The sequence below is a fragment of the Streptosporangium sp. NPDC001559 genome, from assembly GCF_042893955.1.
Taxonomy (GTDB): Bacteria; Actinomycetota; Actinomycetes; order Streptosporangiales; family Streptosporangiaceae; genus Streptosporangium.
The window spans coordinates 327187-343758 of sequence record NZ_JBIAVG010000008.1 but is presented as its reverse complement, the minus strand read 5'-3'; the positions used below and the strand labels follow the sequence as shown (position 1 = coordinate 343758).

General features: G+C 64.3%; 14 protein-coding genes. 9 read left to right on the top strand and 5 right to left on the bottom strand.

The window, feature by feature from the left end:
• Nucleotides 1-33 precede the first annotated feature (33 nt).
• From ACFYY8_RS20470 to ACFYY8_RS20450, 5 genes are all read left to right on the top strand, one after another.
• Nucleotides 34-4077 (top strand): Eco57I restriction-modification methylase domain-containing protein, encoded by a 4044-nt coding sequence (locus tag ACFYY8_RS20470; RefSeq protein WP_390043047.1) that lies wholly within the window; start codon nucleotides 34-36, stop codon nucleotides 4075-4077.
• A gap of 166 nt (nucleotides 4078-4243) precedes the next feature.
• Nucleotides 4244-4903, top strand: a complete 660-nt coding sequence (locus ACFYY8_RS20465) for a DUF433 domain-containing protein (protein ID WP_390043045.1) — start codon at nucleotides 4244-4246, stop codon at nucleotides 4901-4903.
• Nucleotides 4884-5333, top strand: a complete 450-nt coding sequence (locus tag ACFYY8_RS20460; protein WP_390043043.1) for a hypothetical protein — start codon at nucleotides 4884-4886, stop codon at nucleotides 5331-5333. The genes ACFYY8_RS20465 and ACFYY8_RS20460 overlap by 20 nt, the downstream gene beginning before the upstream one ends.
• A gap of 165 nt (nucleotides 5334-5498) precedes the next feature.
• Nucleotides 5499-7550, top strand: a complete 2052-nt coding sequence (locus tag ACFYY8_RS20455) for an AAA family ATPase (RefSeq protein WP_390043041.1) — start codon at nucleotides 5499-5501, stop codon at nucleotides 7548-7550.
• A complete protein-coding gene (locus tag ACFYY8_RS20450; RefSeq protein ID WP_390043039.1) occupies nucleotides 7547-8737 on the top strand; it encodes an McrC family protein in 1191 nt (396 codons plus the stop codon). The genes ACFYY8_RS20455 and ACFYY8_RS20450 overlap by 4 nt, the downstream gene beginning before the upstream one ends.
• Before the next feature lie 31 nt (nucleotides 8738-8768).
• Here ACFYY8_RS20450 and ACFYY8_RS20445 read toward each other — a convergent pair whose 3' ends face one another.
• Nucleotides 8769-9047, bottom strand: a complete 279-nt coding sequence (locus tag ACFYY8_RS20445; protein WP_390043037.1) for a hypothetical protein — start codon at nucleotides 9045-9047, stop codon at nucleotides 8769-8771.
• Between ACFYY8_RS20445 and ACFYY8_RS20440 the strand changes: the two genes are divergently transcribed.
• Together ACFYY8_RS20440 and ACFYY8_RS20435 are read left to right on the top strand one after the other, a co-directional pair.
• Entirely contained in the window at nucleotides 9046-9726 is a 681-nt protein-coding gene (locus ACFYY8_RS20440) for a DUF5753 domain-containing protein (RefSeq protein ID WP_390043034.1), read from the top strand. The two genes, ACFYY8_RS20445 and ACFYY8_RS20440, sit on opposite strands and share 2 nt — an antisense overlap.
• Nucleotides 9727-9745: 19 nt before the next feature.
• On the top strand, nucleotides 9746-10063 hold the full coding sequence (locus ACFYY8_RS20435) for a DUF397 domain-containing protein (protein WP_390043032.1): 318 nt from the start codon (nucleotides 9746-9748) through the stop codon (nucleotides 10061-10063).
• A 218-nt stretch (nucleotides 10064-10281) separates the two neighbouring features.
• Here ACFYY8_RS20435 and ACFYY8_RS20430 read toward each other — a convergent pair whose 3' ends face one another.
• Entirely contained in the window at nucleotides 10282-10665 is a 384-nt protein-coding gene (locus tag ACFYY8_RS20430) for a VOC family protein (RefSeq protein ID WP_390043030.1), read from the bottom strand.
• Between the two features lie 1248 nt (nucleotides 10666-11913).
• Nucleotides 11914-12192 (bottom strand): hypothetical protein, encoded by a 279-nt coding sequence (locus tag ACFYY8_RS20425; RefSeq protein WP_390043028.1) that lies wholly within the window; start codon nucleotides 12190-12192, stop codon nucleotides 11914-11916.
• 87 nt (nucleotides 12193-12279) lie between these two features.
• Here ACFYY8_RS20425 and ACFYY8_RS20420 point away from each other — a divergent pair, with 87 nt between their 5' ends.
• Nucleotides 12280-12723 carry a hypothetical protein gene (locus tag ACFYY8_RS20420; RefSeq protein ID WP_390043026.1) on the top strand — a complete coding sequence of 148 codons (444 nt, stop codon included), beginning with the start codon at nucleotides 12280-12282 and terminating at the stop codon, nucleotides 12721-12723.
• A 1-nt stretch (nucleotide 12724) separates the two neighbouring features.
• Here the strand turns inward: ACFYY8_RS20420 and ACFYY8_RS20415 are convergent, their stop codons facing one another.
• Both ACFYY8_RS20415 and ACFYY8_RS20410 read right to left on the bottom strand, forming a co-directional pair.
• Entirely contained in the window at nucleotides 12725-14779 is a 2055-nt protein-coding gene (locus ACFYY8_RS20415) for a hypothetical protein (protein WP_390043024.1), read from the bottom strand.
• A 245-nt stretch (nucleotides 14780-15024) separates the two neighbouring features.
• Nucleotides 15025-15285 (bottom strand): hypothetical protein, encoded by a 261-nt coding sequence (locus ACFYY8_RS20410; protein WP_390043022.1) that lies wholly within the window; start codon nucleotides 15283-15285, stop codon nucleotides 15025-15027.
• Between the two features lie 43 nt (nucleotides 15286-15328).
• Between ACFYY8_RS20410 and ACFYY8_RS20405 the strand changes: the two genes are divergently transcribed.
• The gene (locus ACFYY8_RS20405) at nucleotides 15329-16567 is read left to right on the top strand and encodes a hypothetical protein (RefSeq protein ID WP_390043020.1); all 1239 of its coding nucleotides are present in this window, start codon (nucleotides 15329-15331) and stop codon (nucleotides 16565-16567) included.
• The last annotated feature ends 5 nt before the right edge of the window (nucleotides 16568-16572 follow it).

The window sequence follows — 16572 nt, the reverse complement described above, 5'->3', positions numbered from 1 at the left end:
GTCGACGTCAAGGGCGGTCTGATCCCGCAGGACGTGCTGTCCCGGATCGGCGCCGCGGACCGCGAACTCCCCGGCATCCGCCCCGAGGACTACCACCTGGCCGCCTCCGAACGGCTCGGTGACGCGGCCAGCCGCAGATGGGACTATCTGCTCGGCGCCTACCGCGCCTTCCGGGAGCGTGTGAACCAACTGCCGGACAGCGACCCGGCCACCACGCCCACTCGGGAACGCTGGCTCCAGATTCTGCTGTCCGAGCTGGGCTTTGGACACGTGCCGTACGTCCGGGGCGGCCTGAAGGCGGGGGAGAAGGAGTTTCCCGTCTCCCACCTGTGGCACAACGTGCCGATGCACCTACTCGGCTGGAACACCGAGCTGGACAGGGCCACCCCCGGCCGTGCGGAGACCAAACGGGCGCCGCAGTCGGTGCTCCAGGAGTTTCTCAACCTCTCCGACGACCACCTGTGGGGCGTGCTGTCCAACGGGCGGCGGCTGCGCATTCTGCGAGACTCCACCATCCTCGTCGGCTCGGCGTATGTCGAGTTCGACCTGGAGGCCATCTTCGACGGTGAGCTGTACTCCGACTTCGTGCTGCTCTACACGCTGCTGCACGCCTCCCGCTTCGAGCTGATCTCCGGCGACGACTCCACGCCGACGTGCGCCGACTGCTGGCTGGAGAAGTGGCGCGCCTTCGCCGCCGAGACCGGCATGCGAGCCCGTGACCAGCTCCGCGACGGCGTGCAGCGGGCCCTTGAGGCACTCGGCACCGGTTTCCTGGTCGCCAACCCCGCATTGCGCGGCCAACTCATCTCCGGTGCTCTGAACCGGGAGGAGTTACGGCACGAACTGCTGCGCCTGGCCTACCAGCTCATCTTCCTGCTCGTCGCCGAGGACCGCGGAGCCCTGCTCGCCCCCGAGGCGCCCCAGGACGCCAAAGACCGCTACGCCGCCTACTTCTCCACCCGTCGTCTGCGCCGCCTGGCCGCCCGACGCGCCGGCGACCGGCACACCGATCTGTGGCGTACCACCGCCAGGGTCATCAGGGCGCTCGGCGACGACGGCGGCCTTCCCGCGCTCGGCCTGCCCGGCCTCGGCGGCCTGTTCTTCGGTACGGCCGACACCCTGACCGGGCTGACGGACACCCCCGTGCCGGACCAGTTCCTTGTCTGCGACCTGCCCAACGAGGCGCTGCTCACCGCAGTCCGCCACATGTCCACCGTGCGCGGCAAGGACGGACGGCCCCGCGACGTGGACTTCCAGCACCTGGGAGCAGACGAGCTGGGCAGCGTCTACGAGTCACTGCTGGAGCTGGTCCCGCGCATCGACCTCGCCGTTCCGGCCTTCAGACTGGAGATCGCGGCGGGCAACGACCGCAAGACCACCGGGTCGTACTACACGCCCTCGTCGCTGATCGAGTCGCTGCTCGACACCGCGCTCGACCCGGTCATCGAGGAGCACGCCAAGTCCGGCGTGGCCGACGACCTGCTGAAGATCACTGTCTGTGATCCAGCCTGTGGTTCCGGCCACTTCCTCGCCGCCGCCGCCCGCCGCATCGCCAGGCGGTACGCGATCATGGTCACCGGCGAGGACGAGCCGGTTCCGTCGGCCGTCAGCGAGGCCATGCGCAAGGTCGTCGGCAGGTGCGTCTACGGCGTGGACATCAACCCGCTCGCCGCCGAGCTGGCCAAGGTGTGGCTGTGGATCGAGTCTTTGGAACCCGGCAAGCCATTGGCCTTCCTCGACTCCCACATCAAGGTGGGCAACGCCCTGCTCGGCACCACCCCCAGGCTAGTCGCCGCTGGCATCCCCGACGGCGCGTTCAAGCCCATCGAAGGCGACGACAAGAAGGTCGCCAGCGAGCTGAGAAAGCGGAACGCGCGAGAGGTTCAGTACGGCTTGCGGGAGCGAGGCGGCGGGTCCCGGGCGGCGCAGGAATCACTGTTCGATGAGGATGAGTTGCCCGGCAACCAGGAGCTCGCGGAACGGGCCCGCACCCTGGCGGCCGTCGCGGTCTCCACCGTCGCCGATGTCCGCGAACAGCAGCGGCGGTTCCAGGAACTGGAGAACTCCGAAAGCCTTGCACGGGCCCGCCTGGTCGCCGACGCATGGTGCGCCGCGTTCATCTGGCGCAAGCACGCGGAAGCTCCTGAGGCGATCACCAGCGCCACCATCCGTGGTCTGGAGGCCGGTACGCCACTGGCGGAGGACCGAGCCGAGGAACTGCGCGGACTGGTCGAGCGGTACCGCTTCTTCCACTGGCATGTGGAGTTCCCCGAGGTCTTCCCCGACGACTCCGACTCGGACCTCAACCCTGCCACTGGCTGGAAAGGGGGTTTCACGTGCGTGCTGGGCAACCCGCCGTGGGAGCGGGTCAAGCTTCAGGAGAAGGAATTCTTTGCCGCTCGGCACGAGGGCATCGCGAATGCTAAGAACGCGGCGGCACGGAAGAAGGCCATCGCCGATCTGGCAAACAGCGTTGATAAGATAGACCAGGGCCTGTTCGCAGACTTCGTGCAGGAGTTGCGCAGCGCCGACGGCTGGGCCGCCCTGTTACGCGAGTCGGGCCGGTATCCGCTGACCGGGCGGGGCGACATCAACACCTACGCCGTCTTCGCCGAGACCGGGCGGACGCTCATCGCACCGGAGGGTCGGGTCGGCATGGTGCTGCCCACCGGGATCGCCACTGACGCGACCACCCAGTTCTTCTTCAAGGACATGGTGACGACAAAGACCCTTGTCTCGCTCTTCGACTTCGAGAACGAAGAGAAGCTTTTCCAGGAGGTCCACCACTCGTTCCGGTTCTGTCTGTGGACCGAGTCAGGGCGTCGAGCCCCTCAGCGCCGCATCGATCTGGCATTCCGGGCTCGGCAGGTCGCGCAGCTTGACGAGCGTCGTTTTACGCTTACCCCCGAGGACATCACACTGCTCAACCCGAACACCGGCACTTGTCCAGTATTCGACTTCAAACGCAACGCCGAGATCACCCTGGGGATCTATCGACGGGTTCCTGTTCTTTGGAGAAGCAGTCCTGAGAGCAATCCTTGGGGACTGTCGTTCATGGCCATGCTGCACATGGCGAACGACTCCGACCTGTTCCGCCCCAGTGAGGAGCACAAGGAAACGCTGGAGGAGATGCTGGCGTCGGGGTGGGAGTTCGACGGGAACCATCTCGTCAAGGGGGACATGCGCCTGCTTCCCCTGTTCGAGGCGAAGATGGTCCACCACTTCGATGACCGGTTCGGCACTTACGAGGGGCAGACCCAGGCACAGGCCAACATGGGGACATTGCCCCGGCCGACCGCAGCGCAGAAAGACGATCCAGGTTACGTGGTACAGCCGCGCTACTGGGTGCCTAAGGGTGAGGTTGAAGAGAGGCTCTGTCCGAAGGACTTGGTCGAAGGAGATCGGCGGTTCCGCAAGTGGGATAAAGGGTGGCTGCTCGGGTGGCGTGACATCTGTCGAAGCTCTGATACGCGTACCGTCATCAGTGCGACCATTCCTAGAGCGGCGGTCGGTGATAAGTACCTACTTGCTCTCGTCCCTCGTGATGCGGCTCTGCTGCAGGCGAACCTGACCTCCTTCGTCCTTGACTACTCGGCGCGACAGAAAATAGTCGGTACCTCCCTGAAGTATTTTCTCTTCAAGCAACTTCCTGTCCTACCTCCTGTGGCATACAGCGAAGATTGTCCATGGGGCTCAGGCGAGCAACTTCGTTCCTGGGTGAGCGTGCGGGTGCTGGAGCTTTCATATACCTCCTATGACATGGAGGCGTTCGCTCGCGATCACGGTGACGAAGGCGCTCCCTATCGATGGGATGAGGAACGACGGTTCTGGTTGCGGGCCGAGTTGGACGCTGCCTACTTCCATCTCTATGGCGTGGCTCGTGGTGACGTCGACTACATCATGGATACTTTCCGGGCGTTTCGGAACAAATCCCCCGAGTTGTTCGAACGCACCAAGAAGGCGATCCTGGGAATCTATGACGCCATGCAGGAGGCCATTGACGGTCGCGAGCCGTACTGGACTCCGCTTGATCCTCCACCTGGTCAGGGGCCTCGCCATCCCGAACGAAAGGTGTAAATCCTCCAGCTGAGCCAATGGTCGGCTGCGAAGACTTGTCACCCACCGGGTTCCACTGAAAGTGCCCAGAGAATGAGGTGAAGATCGTGTAATGCCTGACAGGGATGGAGAGATTTGTAAGGATGAGGGCGCGGAAGATCGGTGTGGAGTGCGGGAGGGAGAAGCGGTGGTTTACGATCCGAAGCTGGCAGCGGCGCTGTCGGGCGCCACGCTTCGCCAACTCGCGCACTGGCGAAATGCCCGGGTCAGCCGGGGAGCGGTGTTGATCCCGGAGGTCTCCAGCACGCGGCCGGTCCTCTACTCCTTCCGAGACGTGGTGGCGCTGAGAACCTGCGTCAAGCTGCGCAACCACGCCTCGCTGCAGAAGATCAGGCGAGCGCTCGACACGCTCCGCGGTGATCTGAAGGAGCGAGACCATCTGTCGTCCTACCGGCTGGTCGCCGACGCGGGCACCATCTATCTGGCGGCACCCGATCAGGCCATCGATCTAGTCCGGAAAAAGGCCAATGTCGTCATTCATGAGATGGTCGACGTCCTGCAGCCGTTCTACCGTGACGGTAGGTACATCCCGTCGTTGTTGCAACCTCGTCCCCACGTGATCGTGGATCCGGCCGTTCGCGGGGGAGTGCCGGTGATCGAGGGCACCCGTGTCCCCTACGACGAGGTCGCCGCCCTGCTCAGAGACGGTGTCTCGCCGGAGCGGATCTCTGATTACTACCCGAGCGTCACGGCCACCGCGGCCCTGGACGCCGTTGACTTCGCTGACTACGTCGACAGTTACGATCCCGATCCCCCCAGGGAGCCGCGTGAGGCTGCTGCTGGATGAGAACGTCTCCAGACCCCTCCACCAGGCCATCAAGGCCTTTGTTCTGAATCACGAGATCGTTCATCTGCTCGATCTCGATCGTTGGTCCGGCACCAGGGACGAGAACCTCTACCCTCGGGCGATGGGAGAGGGGTTCGACGTCATCCTGACCAATGACGCCCGGCAGATGCAGCGTCCCAGAGAGGTGGCGGCGATCGCCGCTTCCGGCCTGCACCGGATCGAGTATCCCCACAGGCATCCGGGGCTGACCGGGGTCGGGCTCGCGATCGCCACGGTCGCCGCCGGGCTCCCCGCTGCCCTGGAGCTTCTCGCCCAGGCTGACGGGCAACGTCTGGTGACGCTGCGCGGCATCGACCCCACCCCGGCCAACCGCCTGCGCGTCGTCGACCCGATCGTTTTCCCGCCCAAACACTGGCCGGACTCCGCGTAGCCCTTCCACGTGGCTTGGACGTCAACTCCGCTGACCGTGAAACGACGGTTGACAGCGGACCACCATGCCTCTTGTGCGCCCGATAAAAGGCGTAATAACTAGACAAGACAGGACGGTCGTTTGGCTGTGGCATCACGGATGGAACTCACCCGGCAGATTCTGTTCATGGCCGCCCGGATCCTGGACGGTCACCCTGACGGCCTGCCCGTTTCCACGCTGTGGCCCCTGATCAAGAAGCACATGCCCGGTATCGACGAGCAGTGGGACGCGAGTGGAGCGAGGGGCAACACGCCGGAGCTGGCTCTTCAGTGGAAGAGCGGCGGGATGGTCAAGTCAGGCTGGGTCACCAAGGCGCATCGCCGCTGGCATCTCACGCCACTTGGCCGGATGGCTCTCCGCTATCACCCCGATGTGCCGTCCTTCATCGCGGCATCCCACGCCGGGTACCAGTACTGGGAACGAAACAAGGCCGGATTCGAGGCCGTCAGGCGGCTGGCCGGCGCCGTCCCTGAAGGAAGTTGGGTCGCGGCCGCCGACCTCGCCTCGCAGGCTGGTCCCAGGGTCGCGGAGATGGTGCGGTGGCTTCAGGGGGAGCGGCCCGAGGGATGGCATCGGGTGCTGGACACCGACGGCGGGCTCCCCGATGACGCGCACGCTGACGAGCGGCTGCGACACGAGTGGCAGGAACTGCTTACTGCGGACGGCCTGGACGCCATGCTGGGCATGGTGCCCCAGGAGCGGCGAATCTCCGCCACCGATCTGCACAGGCTGCTGGTCGATCCGCTGGACGACGACGGCGGCACGGAACGTCCACGGCGAGCCTGGCTGGTGCGTGGGTCCAACGTGCAGGGGTTCAACCTGGTGGGTGACTGGCTGGTGGAGGGCTACTGTTCCCTTCCTGCCTCCAAATTGCGCGAGCTGCCTGCCGAGACGACGCAGGATACGATCCGGGCGGCCGTGGACGAGGACTACGCCCACGGTTCCTACAACGATCGTTTGAAGAAGACGGCCGAGTTCCACGCCTTCCTCTCACGGATGCGGGAGGGAGACCTGGTGCTCAGCAACGACGGAGGCAAGGTTTACGTCGGGCACGTCAGGGGAGGCCCGGCCTTCCGGGCCAGCGTGAACAATCGTGCCAATTTGCAGCGTCCGGTCGAATGGTTGAATCCGAAGGCCCCACTCGACTTCGCCGCCGACCTGCCGGACGAGATCTCGGCCAAGCTGGCCACCCAGCACGACGTGCTCGACCTGACGGAGTTTGCCGAAGAGTTGGAGGCGCTGGTCGGGCCAGAGCCGGTGAAGCCTCCGGTCGCCCGGGACATGGCCTTGCCTGACGCCGGTGCCGAGCTGGCCGAGAAGTTACTCGTCGACCAAGACTGGCTGCAGGAGTGCGTGGAGCTGCTGCGCGACCGTCCACAGCTGATCTTCTACGGACCACCGGGGACCGGGAAGACCTACATCGCCCATCATCTCGCCCAGTTCCTGGCCGGTGGCAAGCCGGAGAACGTCAAACTCGTGCAGTTCCACCCCGCCTACTCCTACGAGGACTTCTTCGAGGGCTTCCGGCCCACGCAGAGCCCAGACGGGCAGGGTGTGGCGTTCAAGCTGCTTCCCGGGCCGCTGCTGCAGCTGGTCGACGCCGCGCGACAGTATCCCGAGGAACCGCATGTGCTGATCATCGACGAGATCAACCGGGGCAACCTGGCCAAGATCTTCGGCGAGTTGTACTTCCTGCTGGAGTACCGAGACAGGGCGGTCGACCTGCTGTACTCCTCGGCGGAGGGGAGCGGCCAGGCGTTCACACTGCCCAAGAACCTCATAATCCTGGGCACGATGAACACCGCCGACCGGTCGATCGCGCTGGTGGACGCCGCCATGCGGCGCCGTTTCGCGTTCGTGGAGCTGCACCCGGACGAGACGCCGACCCGGGAGGTGCTGGGACGCTGGCTTGAGAGGGAGGGGCTGCCGCCTGACGCCGCCCTCCTGCTAGGCGAACTCAACACCCTTATCGAGGACCGCGACTTCAAGATCGGTCCCTCGTATCTGATGAGATCGGGCATCTACGAGAAGGGGAAGGGGTTCGAGCCGGTCTGGCGGACACAGATCCTCCCGCTGCTTGAGGAGCACCACTACGGCGACAGTGTCGACGTCTCCCAGAGATACGGCCTGCCCACACTGCGGCAACGGCTGGGCCTCAACCAGGAGCCCACTCTGTGATCAGTCTGACCGAGGGCGCCCCACCGGTCGAGTGCGAGCTGACGGCCGCTCAGGCGGCGGCTCTGACTGCGGCGAAGGTCGTGCGGGTGAGCCCCGGGCCGAGAGCCGGCCTGTGGAGGGTGAGAGACAACGGGTACGTCGGTGCGGCGGTCATCGGCGATGTCGAGGTGCGGATCACTCCGAAGACTCCGGTCGGCCGGGTGCTGTTCCTCCTCGGATACGCGCGGGCGCAGCGTGGATGGCGGCAGGAGGAGGTGGACGCGGGCGAACATCCCGAGCTGCTTCCCGCGCTCGCCTATGCCTACGCCAGGGCCGCCGACCGCGCCCTCCGGCAGGGGGTTCTTCAGGGTTACCGGGAGGTGCAGGAGGCGCTGCCGGTCGTCCGGGGCCGGATTCGTGAGGCGGACCAGATTCGCCGCCGGTACGGCCTGCCGCTCCCGGTCGAGGTGCGCTTCGACGACTACACCGTCGACGTTCCGGAGAATCGGTTGTTGCTGGCCGCGTCAGTGCGGCTGCTGCGCCTGCCCGGCCTCGCCGTACAGACCAGAAAGACGTTGAGACACCTCATCGCCAGGCTGGCGGGAGTCACTCCTCTGGTGCCTGGACGGCCGCTTCCGGTGTGGCGTCCGAGCCGGCTCAACACGCGCTATCACACGGCGCTCAGGTTGGCGGAGCTCGTCCTGCGGGGTGCCTCGTACGAGCTCGACGACGGCACGACCGTCCGGGTGGACGGCATGCTCGTGGAGATGTGGCGGGCTTTCGAGGACTTCGTCACCGTGGCCCTGTCGGAGGCACTGCGGCCGTACGGCGGGCGCAGCGACCTGCAGGACAGACGCCACCACCTGGACCACGGCCAACGGGTCCCGCTCAGACCCGACCTCGTACGCTACGTGATCGACCCCACCGGCAGGGAGATGCCCGTGGCGGTGGCCGACAGTAAATACAAGATCTCGACCGGTCCCGGCGGCCACGGTGCCGACCTTTACCAGATGCTGGCGTACTGCACGGTGCTCGGGCTCGGCCGCGGTCACCTGGTGTACGCCGAGGGAGACGCGGAGCCGTATTTGCACGTGGTGCGTGGGGCGGGGGTCGAGATCGTGCAGCACTCCATCGACCTGACCCTGTCGCCCGCGCGACTGCTCGGCGGTGTCGAGCGAATCGCCGAATCCATCTCACATTCCGCCTGAAGGACGAGATCGGCCTCTACGGAGAAACTACTCAGCGGACCAGGCCGAACAGGAGGGCGGTCCACATGGCGTCCGCCTCGGCGGCTAGCCAACGGTCGCTCTCCTCGACCTGAGGAGCTCCGGCTGTTCGCATCGTGCGGCGGATGAAGCGCAGACTGCCCGCCTGGCACAGCTCGTAGAAGACCGTCTCGCAGTCGCAGGTCCGCCGGACGACCCTGACTCGCTCCCATCTTCGTAGTCCTGGAGCGTTCCAGGCCAATGCCTCGCAGTGGGAGCGTGGGGCGGCGACGTGAGACGACGTCCGGGCCATGCTCCAGCTCTACGGGCTGCGCGAAGGAGCCAAGTACGAAGCGCTCGTCCAACTGGCGAAACAGGCGAAGGAGCAAGGCTGGTGGCATGCCTACAGCGACGTTATCCCGCAGTGGTTCCAGGTCTACGTGGGCTTGGAGGCGGAGGCGTCTTCCCTCCGCAACTACGAACCTGAGCTTGTCCACGGGCTTTTGCAGACTGAGGAATATGCTCGCGCTGTCTATCAGGCGGCCCGAATGACCGATGCGCCCGACGAGATAGAGCGGCATGTCAGCCTGCGCATGGCTCGTCAAGGCGTGATCACTCGCTCGGGGCGGCCCATGCACCTTTGGACAATCATGAACGAGGCGTCTCTACGCCGTCGTGTCGGTGGCGCTCGCGTCATGAAAGAGCAGCTTCGGCACTTGACGGACATCTCGGCTCAGCCCAATGTGACCATCCAGGTCTTGCCCTATGCGATCGGTGCACACGCGGCGATGCTCGGATCTTTCGCCATCTTGGCCTTCTCCGAAGGGGCGGGCGAGGTTGCCTATCTGGAGTACATGACCGGCAGCCTTTATCTGGAGAAGCCCGAAGAGCTTCGGGCATATACGCTGACATATGACCATCTGCGTGCTTCAGCGCTTGATCCAAGAGATTCCATTGACGTGATCGCGAAGCTCGCCAAAGAGGATTTCTAGGGGCCGAGAGAGGGTTCGGGTGTCCTACGAAGAGCTACCTGAAGTTGTCCGGCGGAAGAGCACCCTTAGTGGTGGAAACGGCGGTAGTTGTGTCGAGGTTGGCGTCTGGCGCAGAAGTTCCCTCAGCAATGCCAACGGCGGACAGTGTGTCGAGGTCGCGACCGTCGACGGCGCCCAGGCCGAGGTCAGGGCAGACGCCGACCGGCTCTTCCTGGTGCGTGACTCCAAAGACTCCGACGGTCCGGTGCTGACCTTCACCCCTTCCGAATGGGCCGGCTTCCTCGGTGCCATCAAGGGGGGTGGCTTCGACGAGCCGGTCGGGCGCCGCGAGATGTGATCCGGTGCGGTGAGGGAGGGGGCGGGCCGGGCGTGGCTCGTCAGTGTTGATCCATCCCGCCTCACCGCTCGCGGTGCCGGCGCCCGGACGTCCATGGAACGCGGTGAAGACGGAGGCGGCCCCCTGCGGCGGCTGTTTGGGCAGGCGGGCGCCGGTGCAGGACAGTGGCTCGAAGAATACGGGTTGATTTCCGGCACGTCCTCAACCTGCTCCCGGATCTACGCCTGGGCGGCTGCCACTTCCGCGTCACTTGAGTCAACACAGAACTCGTTGCCTTCAGGGTCGGCCATTACCACCCATCCGAGCCCACGTCCCCGTGCCTGCTCACTGACGACGACGGCTCCTAGGCCGACAAGCCGCTCCACCTCTTCTGCGAGGGTCCCGCCACCAGGGTTGAGATGAACATGTGGCTGGGTTTTCCCCTTTATTTCAGATGATGCATGCATAAACAGTATCTGTGACGGTTGATTGCCTTCGGGTAGTTCGATCCAGCAGGATTCCGCGCCACCGTCTATCGGAAGGGCGAGAACGGCGCTCCAGAACCGGGCCAGCCTGTAGGGATCAACGCAGTTGAAGATCAGGTAGCGCAAGCTCAAACTCATACCGGCCAGGCTAATGCATCCCTGCCTGTAGAGCATCTTATGCGGATAGATACAATCCCTGCGCCGGACTGAAAGCTTCAAACGAACAGCACGAAATACTTACCCTGTTGGCGGGAAGCTTTTGACTTCCATTGGGGTACGTTTATTTGGCGGAGGCCGTAAAGAGGGTTGCCGGAGTCCGTAACAATCTTTTCGCGAGGGGGATGCAATCGAAAGGCGGGTGTGATTACTTTCACCTCGCTAATTCGTCAAAGTTTCCCAGAAACCTCCTTTGCTGGAAGGTGCTGTCCACCGGAAAGGAATCCCCTTGAAGATCTGTAAAAAACTTCTCACCTTGGCATTGCCGGCCATGGTGACAGCCTCTACGCTGGCCGGTTTCACCTCGCCGGTCGCAGCGGACGAGGCGTCACCAAAACCGGAAATCTCTCCGAGAATAATCGCCGACCCTGAGGGCGAGGTCCCGGTTCCTTCGCCTCCCGTGTTCGTGGGGACCACAGAGGGCGATGATGCCGAGCAAGCCGCCGATCGTATCGGGTGCTGGTTTAGAACCGACAAACCGATAACCCTTACACCGACAAGCAAGGACATCATCGGCTCAGCCGAAATAATCGGATGCACACCCGAGAGGCCTACCCGCTGCGTCCTTACGGCATGGCTCTATAGGATCAACGCGGACGGGTCGTTGACTCGGGTCGGTACAGGCCCCACAAAGCATAGCTGCAACACGGGATCAGCCTCCCGATCGGAAGCGCACTACAGATGCAGGTATTATCCGTCCAGGCAGTTCGCCTACCGTACCGAAGCCACTCTCACCGTCGTTTCGAGGTTGGGAACCTCGCACGCGGACAGCTCAAGCGTGAACAGTCACTACTGGTGCATCTAACAGTCATACCGATATTGGGAACGCCACGGCAGGACACGGCTCCCTCTGCCGCTGTCAGCCTGTATGGCACCGCGAATCGTTCGGGTTGCTCTCCTTCGGTCGTCAAACCGGGATGAACGCCCGATTGGCTTTCCAGCGCCGGGTCTGCGAAGCCGTAGGCTCCGGCATCGACGTGAACCTGTCGAAGTCGCCTGGATTCCGACGCTCCCCACATCGGCCAGAGCCCTGACCCGGCCAGCGTGATCGCGTCACCGCATCCCACTGCCGTACCCGGTACTCGGGCGGGTGCGGCGGTGATCGTGAGGACGCCCCGGCCTCTCAAAGGCGTAGATCGCGGGCTTTCCGAAATCTCGGAGTGGTGGGGGTCAATACCTGCCGGCGGGTGACGGGACTTTCTCCGGGACGGAACGGAGTTCTTCTTCGAGCGTGTCGAGGAGTGCCCTGGCGGCCTGGCGGAGCCGTGTGCGGCGGGCGATGAGGTCCTCGGCGAACGTCCGGGCCTTCGGTCCCGTCCATACCTGCTGACCGGTGAACTGCCCGTGAGCGGGGTCGAGCGCGGCCTCCAGAATGGCGATCCGTGCCCTGACCTCAACCAATGTCTGTTCCAACACCTGACGCCGCGGGTTGGGCACCAGATCTGTCATGTATCCCTCTTCGGATGCCGATACACCGGACGGATCTATTGGACATTATTGGATCTACAACACATCGGCCAGCCCCGGAGGAATTTCATGGGACGTTCTGTACGGCTCGGCGTCGCGGTCTGCGCGGTGACGTTGCTGACGGTGGCCGGATGCGGCGACAGCGGTCCTACGGCGGCCGAGGCGGGGGAGACACTGAAGGCTCACATCACCGAGCTGATGAAGGAGAGCCATGTCTTGGATGTCAAGGTCACCGATCCTGGTGGGCGCGACATTCCCTGTGCCGAGGGCAGGGCCAAGAGGACCTTCGCGGCTACTGCCAGGGACTCCGCGCCGCAGAGTGATCCTGATGGACTTAACACCTTCATGGTGGGTGCGCTCTCCTCGGTTGCTCCCTATCGGATCGTTGACGATCCTGGTAACGCCCCGATTCGGCTTGCCAACGAAGAATACAAGACAGTGATCATCTTTGAGTCCCCAGCCAACGGGCAGTATGCGGTTCGGGGAGAAACCGAATGCCTTCCGATCTCGTAATCTAGCTGTCGAATACCAGGGCACGTTCTTTGGCACGCTTGTTGCCACCGTCGAAGCGGTTTGCCGTTCTGCCAGACAGTTCTCCCACCGAGAGCTCGTTCTCACCGCCCATCCCATTGGCGGCCATCCATCTCTCGAAGCTCTCCAACCCCTTGTTGCCCTGCTTGATCAACTCTGAGAACGGCCTGAGGTTGCCCTTGGCGTCGGTGAGGGACACACCCGGAGGGCAGTTGGCCTGCCACTCGACGGGTGTCACCTTGGGGGCGAAGCCGTTGGCCATGAGGATCTGTGCGTACGTGTGCTGGCGGCCGAGGGTCTCGATGGCGTCCTTCCTGTCGGCCCGGTCCACCCGGGTCTCGTCCTCTTCGCCGAAGATGTCGTTGGCGGTGTCGTAGGTCGAGACGGAAAAGCCCACCAGGGTCCAGAAATACGAAGCCGCGACGGTCGAAGAGAGGTAGAGGCCCGCCATTCCGATGGCGGTGTCGCGCAGATACTTGAACGCGTCCGCCTGCTTCTTGTCGATCTTGTCCAGGTTGCCTTGGACCTTCTCGACGGCGGCCAGTTCGAAGCCGCGCAGGTTGCCCAGGGCGGTGAACACCTGGTCCATCCGTTTGACGTCACCGCTGCTCCGTGCCGCCGTCGAGGCGTCGGCGATCAGTTTCATGCTGAGGGAGCCCATCCCCTTCTCGAACGGGGCGAGGTTCCTGTCGGAGTCGGCGAAGGTCTTCAGGAAGCGATAGGTGTCCTTGGGGCTCAGGGTGAACGCCGATGTCATGCCGAAGGCCGAGGTGAAAGACTTCAGCGTGCTCTTCTCGGTCATGTTGGCGTCGCCGATGTTGGCGCCCTCGGTGAGCTCGGCGGCATACGCGCCGGCCAGCTCCGACAGGAAGACCCTGGCCTTCGGCGCGACCTCCATGGGTTTGCCCGGAGTTTCCTCGGTGCCGTCGGTGTCCCTGAGGTCTCCCATGATGAGCATGGTGTTGAAGGCGAATTTCGCGGCCTCGGGGCTGTGTGGACCCTTCTCGTAGGATCCGCCCGCGGCGGCGAGCATCCGGCCGAACTCCGCGCTGACGTCGAAGTCCATCCCCCCGGGGCGCTTGAAGGGCAGCGGGGTCTCCGTGCGGTTGAGCTCGGTGAACAGGTCTCTGAGGTCCGCGCGCGGCATGGCGTTGAACAGGTCTCTGGCGACGTCGGGGTTGTTCGCCAGGGCGGGCAGGAACGGGACAAGGTCGGTCTTCCACCGCCGAGGGCGGGTGCCGTCGCCTTCGCCGTCAGCCTTCCCCACCTTGTCCTTCACCAGGGCGGTGAGCCACGCGGCGGGGAACGTTCCGTACTGCAGCAGGGACGCCAACTCGCCGTCCGAGGCCTTCTTGAGGCTGGCCGTCTTCCACGCCGAGCCGAGCAGGCCCGGCTGTGCCCCGATCGCCGTGCCCAGGGCGTCGCCGATGGTCCGCCGGTGTTTCTCGGCCGTCTTCCTGTCGTACCGTTCCAGGCGGTGGATCATGTCCTGTACGCCCTTGGGGCCGATGACCCGGAAGAACCCGGCGGCGAGGTAGGGGTCCTTCTGCCCGTCGGTGAGCTTGTCGAGAATCCGGTCGTAGGCGGTGTCCGGCAGGCCGAGGGAAGACGGGGGAAGCTGCCCGAGTTGGAAGGCCAACTCGGTACCCTTCTTGGCGCTTTCGCCCGCTGAGGACTTCCCCGTTTTCTCGTTGTATGACAACAGCCCCCACTCGACCGGGTTCCGGGGCTGTCCGTCGGTCCATGCCGAGATCGGCCCCGGAAGCCCCGACGATCCTCCCAGCATGGGGAGATCCTGGTTGATCGTCTGCAGGCGCTTACGCAGCCCCGGAAGCTCGCCGTCGATCCAGCCCTCGATCTCCTTGATCGGCCGTAGCCCCACCGCTGACACCTGGGCCGTCGCCAGTAGCTGCCGGATCCGCTCGGACTGCTCGCCGATCACGTCACGGCCGCGCTCCAGCCCGGAGATGAAGCTCCGCATGAGGTCGGGATCGATCCCGCTGAAGTCCGGTGACAGAGGCTCCGCTCCCGACGTCATCGGCTCCACCGCATCCTTTCGTCCTATATGTAGTTATTTCACTCTAGTCATGCAGTAGGGATATCAAGCGCTGAATATGAGAATCTGTGTGACATGGGGACATTTACCGGTTTATTAGGTGCTCCTATCGGGATTCGCTGTCCCAAACGCGGCATGGCGGGCTCTCCCGGGAGAGGTAGACCCGCCCTACGGCGTCATGAGACGGCCCCCGACTCCGCTACTCGCCCAGCCGGGCGAGCTCTTCCTCAAGTCTCCGCAGCTGAGAACGTGTGGCGACGATCCGCTTTCGGACTTCCTCCACGCAGCCTGCGATAGAGGGCGGCGTCCTCGCAGAAGCGAGGGAAAACCTCGATGTCGTCCCGATGATGGCCAAGCTCATCAAGGTGAAAAAACGTGATCAGATCAGGGCAGACGAAGGTAACGTCAGGCACGTCGAGGTCTTCGAGACAGACGGTTTGAGAGTTTTTTACCGAAAGCCTCGACCCCTGCCAGGCCGCCGCGCGCACCGCCCACACCTTCAACTGCGAAGAACCACTTCAGGAGCCGACGATGGATGACGACATTCAGCTGATCAGCGACGGCGATGGTCTGGCGGTCATCGGAAGTCCGACTGCTGTCGAACGCTTCCTCGTTTCTGAAGGGCTGCCGTCGAAGGACCTCGGACTGCCAAGGCTCGGCTCCACCCTCGGCGCCGTGGCCGGGGCCGCGCAGCTGGGTTCCGAGGTCGCGGCCAACTCGGGCCGCTGGGTGAAGTTGACCAAGGAGTCCGCACGAGCTCTCAAGAAGTACGAGCTGATGAAAGGTTCGACTGCGGATGCCAGTCGTGCTGTCCTGACGGAGAAGGGCAAGATCAAGGGAATCCTCCAACTGGCGAGGACACCCGGATCGCTCCTGACCAACCCGGCGATTCTGGCCGGTGCCGCAGGGCTCATGGCGCAGCTCGCGATGCAGCAGACCATGGACGAGATCACCGACTATCTCGCCGCGATCGACGAGAAGGTCGACGATGTGCTCCGCGCCCAGAAGGACGCGGTGGTGGCGGACATGATCGGAGCGGGTTTCGTCATCGAGGAAGCCATGACCGTCCGAGAGCAGGTGGGCCGGGTATCCGAGGTCACGTGGTCGAAAGTTCAGGCCACGCCGATGACGATCGCGCGAACCCAGGCCTACGCGCTGCGTCAACTCGACGCGCTCGCTGAGAAGATGGAGAACAAGACCAAGATCGGTGATCTCGCCAAGGCGTCCAAGGACGTGGAGCGCGCGGTTCGGGAGTGGCTCGCCGTTCTGGCCCGTTGTTTCCAACTGCACGATGCGGTCGCCGTGCTCGAACTCGACCGAGTGCTGGACGCGTCTCCGGACGAACTGGACCGGCATCGCCTCGCGCTTCGAGTCGCCAGGCGGAACCGGATGGAACTCATCTCACGGAGCACCGAGCGTCTGATGGCCCGCGTCGTCGCGGCTGTCGGCACGGCCAACACGAAGGTGCTGCTGCACCCGACCGCGTCCCCGGCCGTGGTGCATTCGGGCAACCATGTCGTGACCGCCGTCGTCGACTTCCACGAGCGGCTTGGGATCGAGCGCGGTCGGCAGTCATTGGACGCGAGACGATGGGGGGACGCGGCAGCGGAGGCGAGGGACAAGGTGCTCGAGACGGGAGCAGAGGGCGTCGATGCCGCCAGACGACTCGGTAACGAGACCCTCGACCGAGCCAGATCGGTGACGGGCAGGCTCTCCATCGGGATCGCCGGGCGAGTGCTCCGCCGGCGCGGGGACGACGAGGAAACCTGAGAGAG

Excerpts from the sequence above, each read along its gene's own strand:
- ACFYY8_RS20455 (WP_390043041.1), top strand. The coding sequence starts at position 5,499 with ATGGCCGCCCGGATCCTGGACGGTCACCCTGACGGCCTGCCCGTTTCC.
- ACFYY8_RS20440 (WP_390043034.1), top strand. The coding sequence starts at position 9,046 with ATGCTCCAGCTCTACGGGCTGCGCGAAGGAGCCAAGTACGAAGCGCTC.
- ACFYY8_RS20445 (WP_390043037.1), bottom strand. The coding sequence starts at position 9,047 with ATGGCCCGGACGTCGTCTCACGTCGCCGCCCCACGCTCCCACTGCGAG.
- ACFYY8_RS20430 (WP_390043030.1), bottom strand. The coding sequence starts at position 10,665 with ATGAGTTTGAGCTTGCGCTACCTGATCTTCAACTGCGTTGATCCCTAC.
- ACFYY8_RS20425 (WP_390043028.1), bottom strand. The coding sequence starts at position 12,192 with ATGACAGATCTGGTGCCCAACCCGCGGCGTCAGGTGTTGGAACAGACA.
- ACFYY8_RS20420 (WP_390043026.1), top strand. The coding sequence starts at position 12,280 with ATGGGACGTTCTGTACGGCTCGGCGTCGCGGTCTGCGCGGTGACGTTG.
- ACFYY8_RS20415 (WP_390043024.1), bottom strand. The coding sequence starts at position 14,779 with ATGACGTCGGGAGCGGAGCCTCTGTCACCGGACTTCAGCGGGATCGAT.
- ACFYY8_RS20405 (WP_390043020.1), top strand. The coding sequence starts at position 15,329 with ATGGATGACGACATTCAGCTGATCAGCGACGGCGATGGTCTGGCGGTC.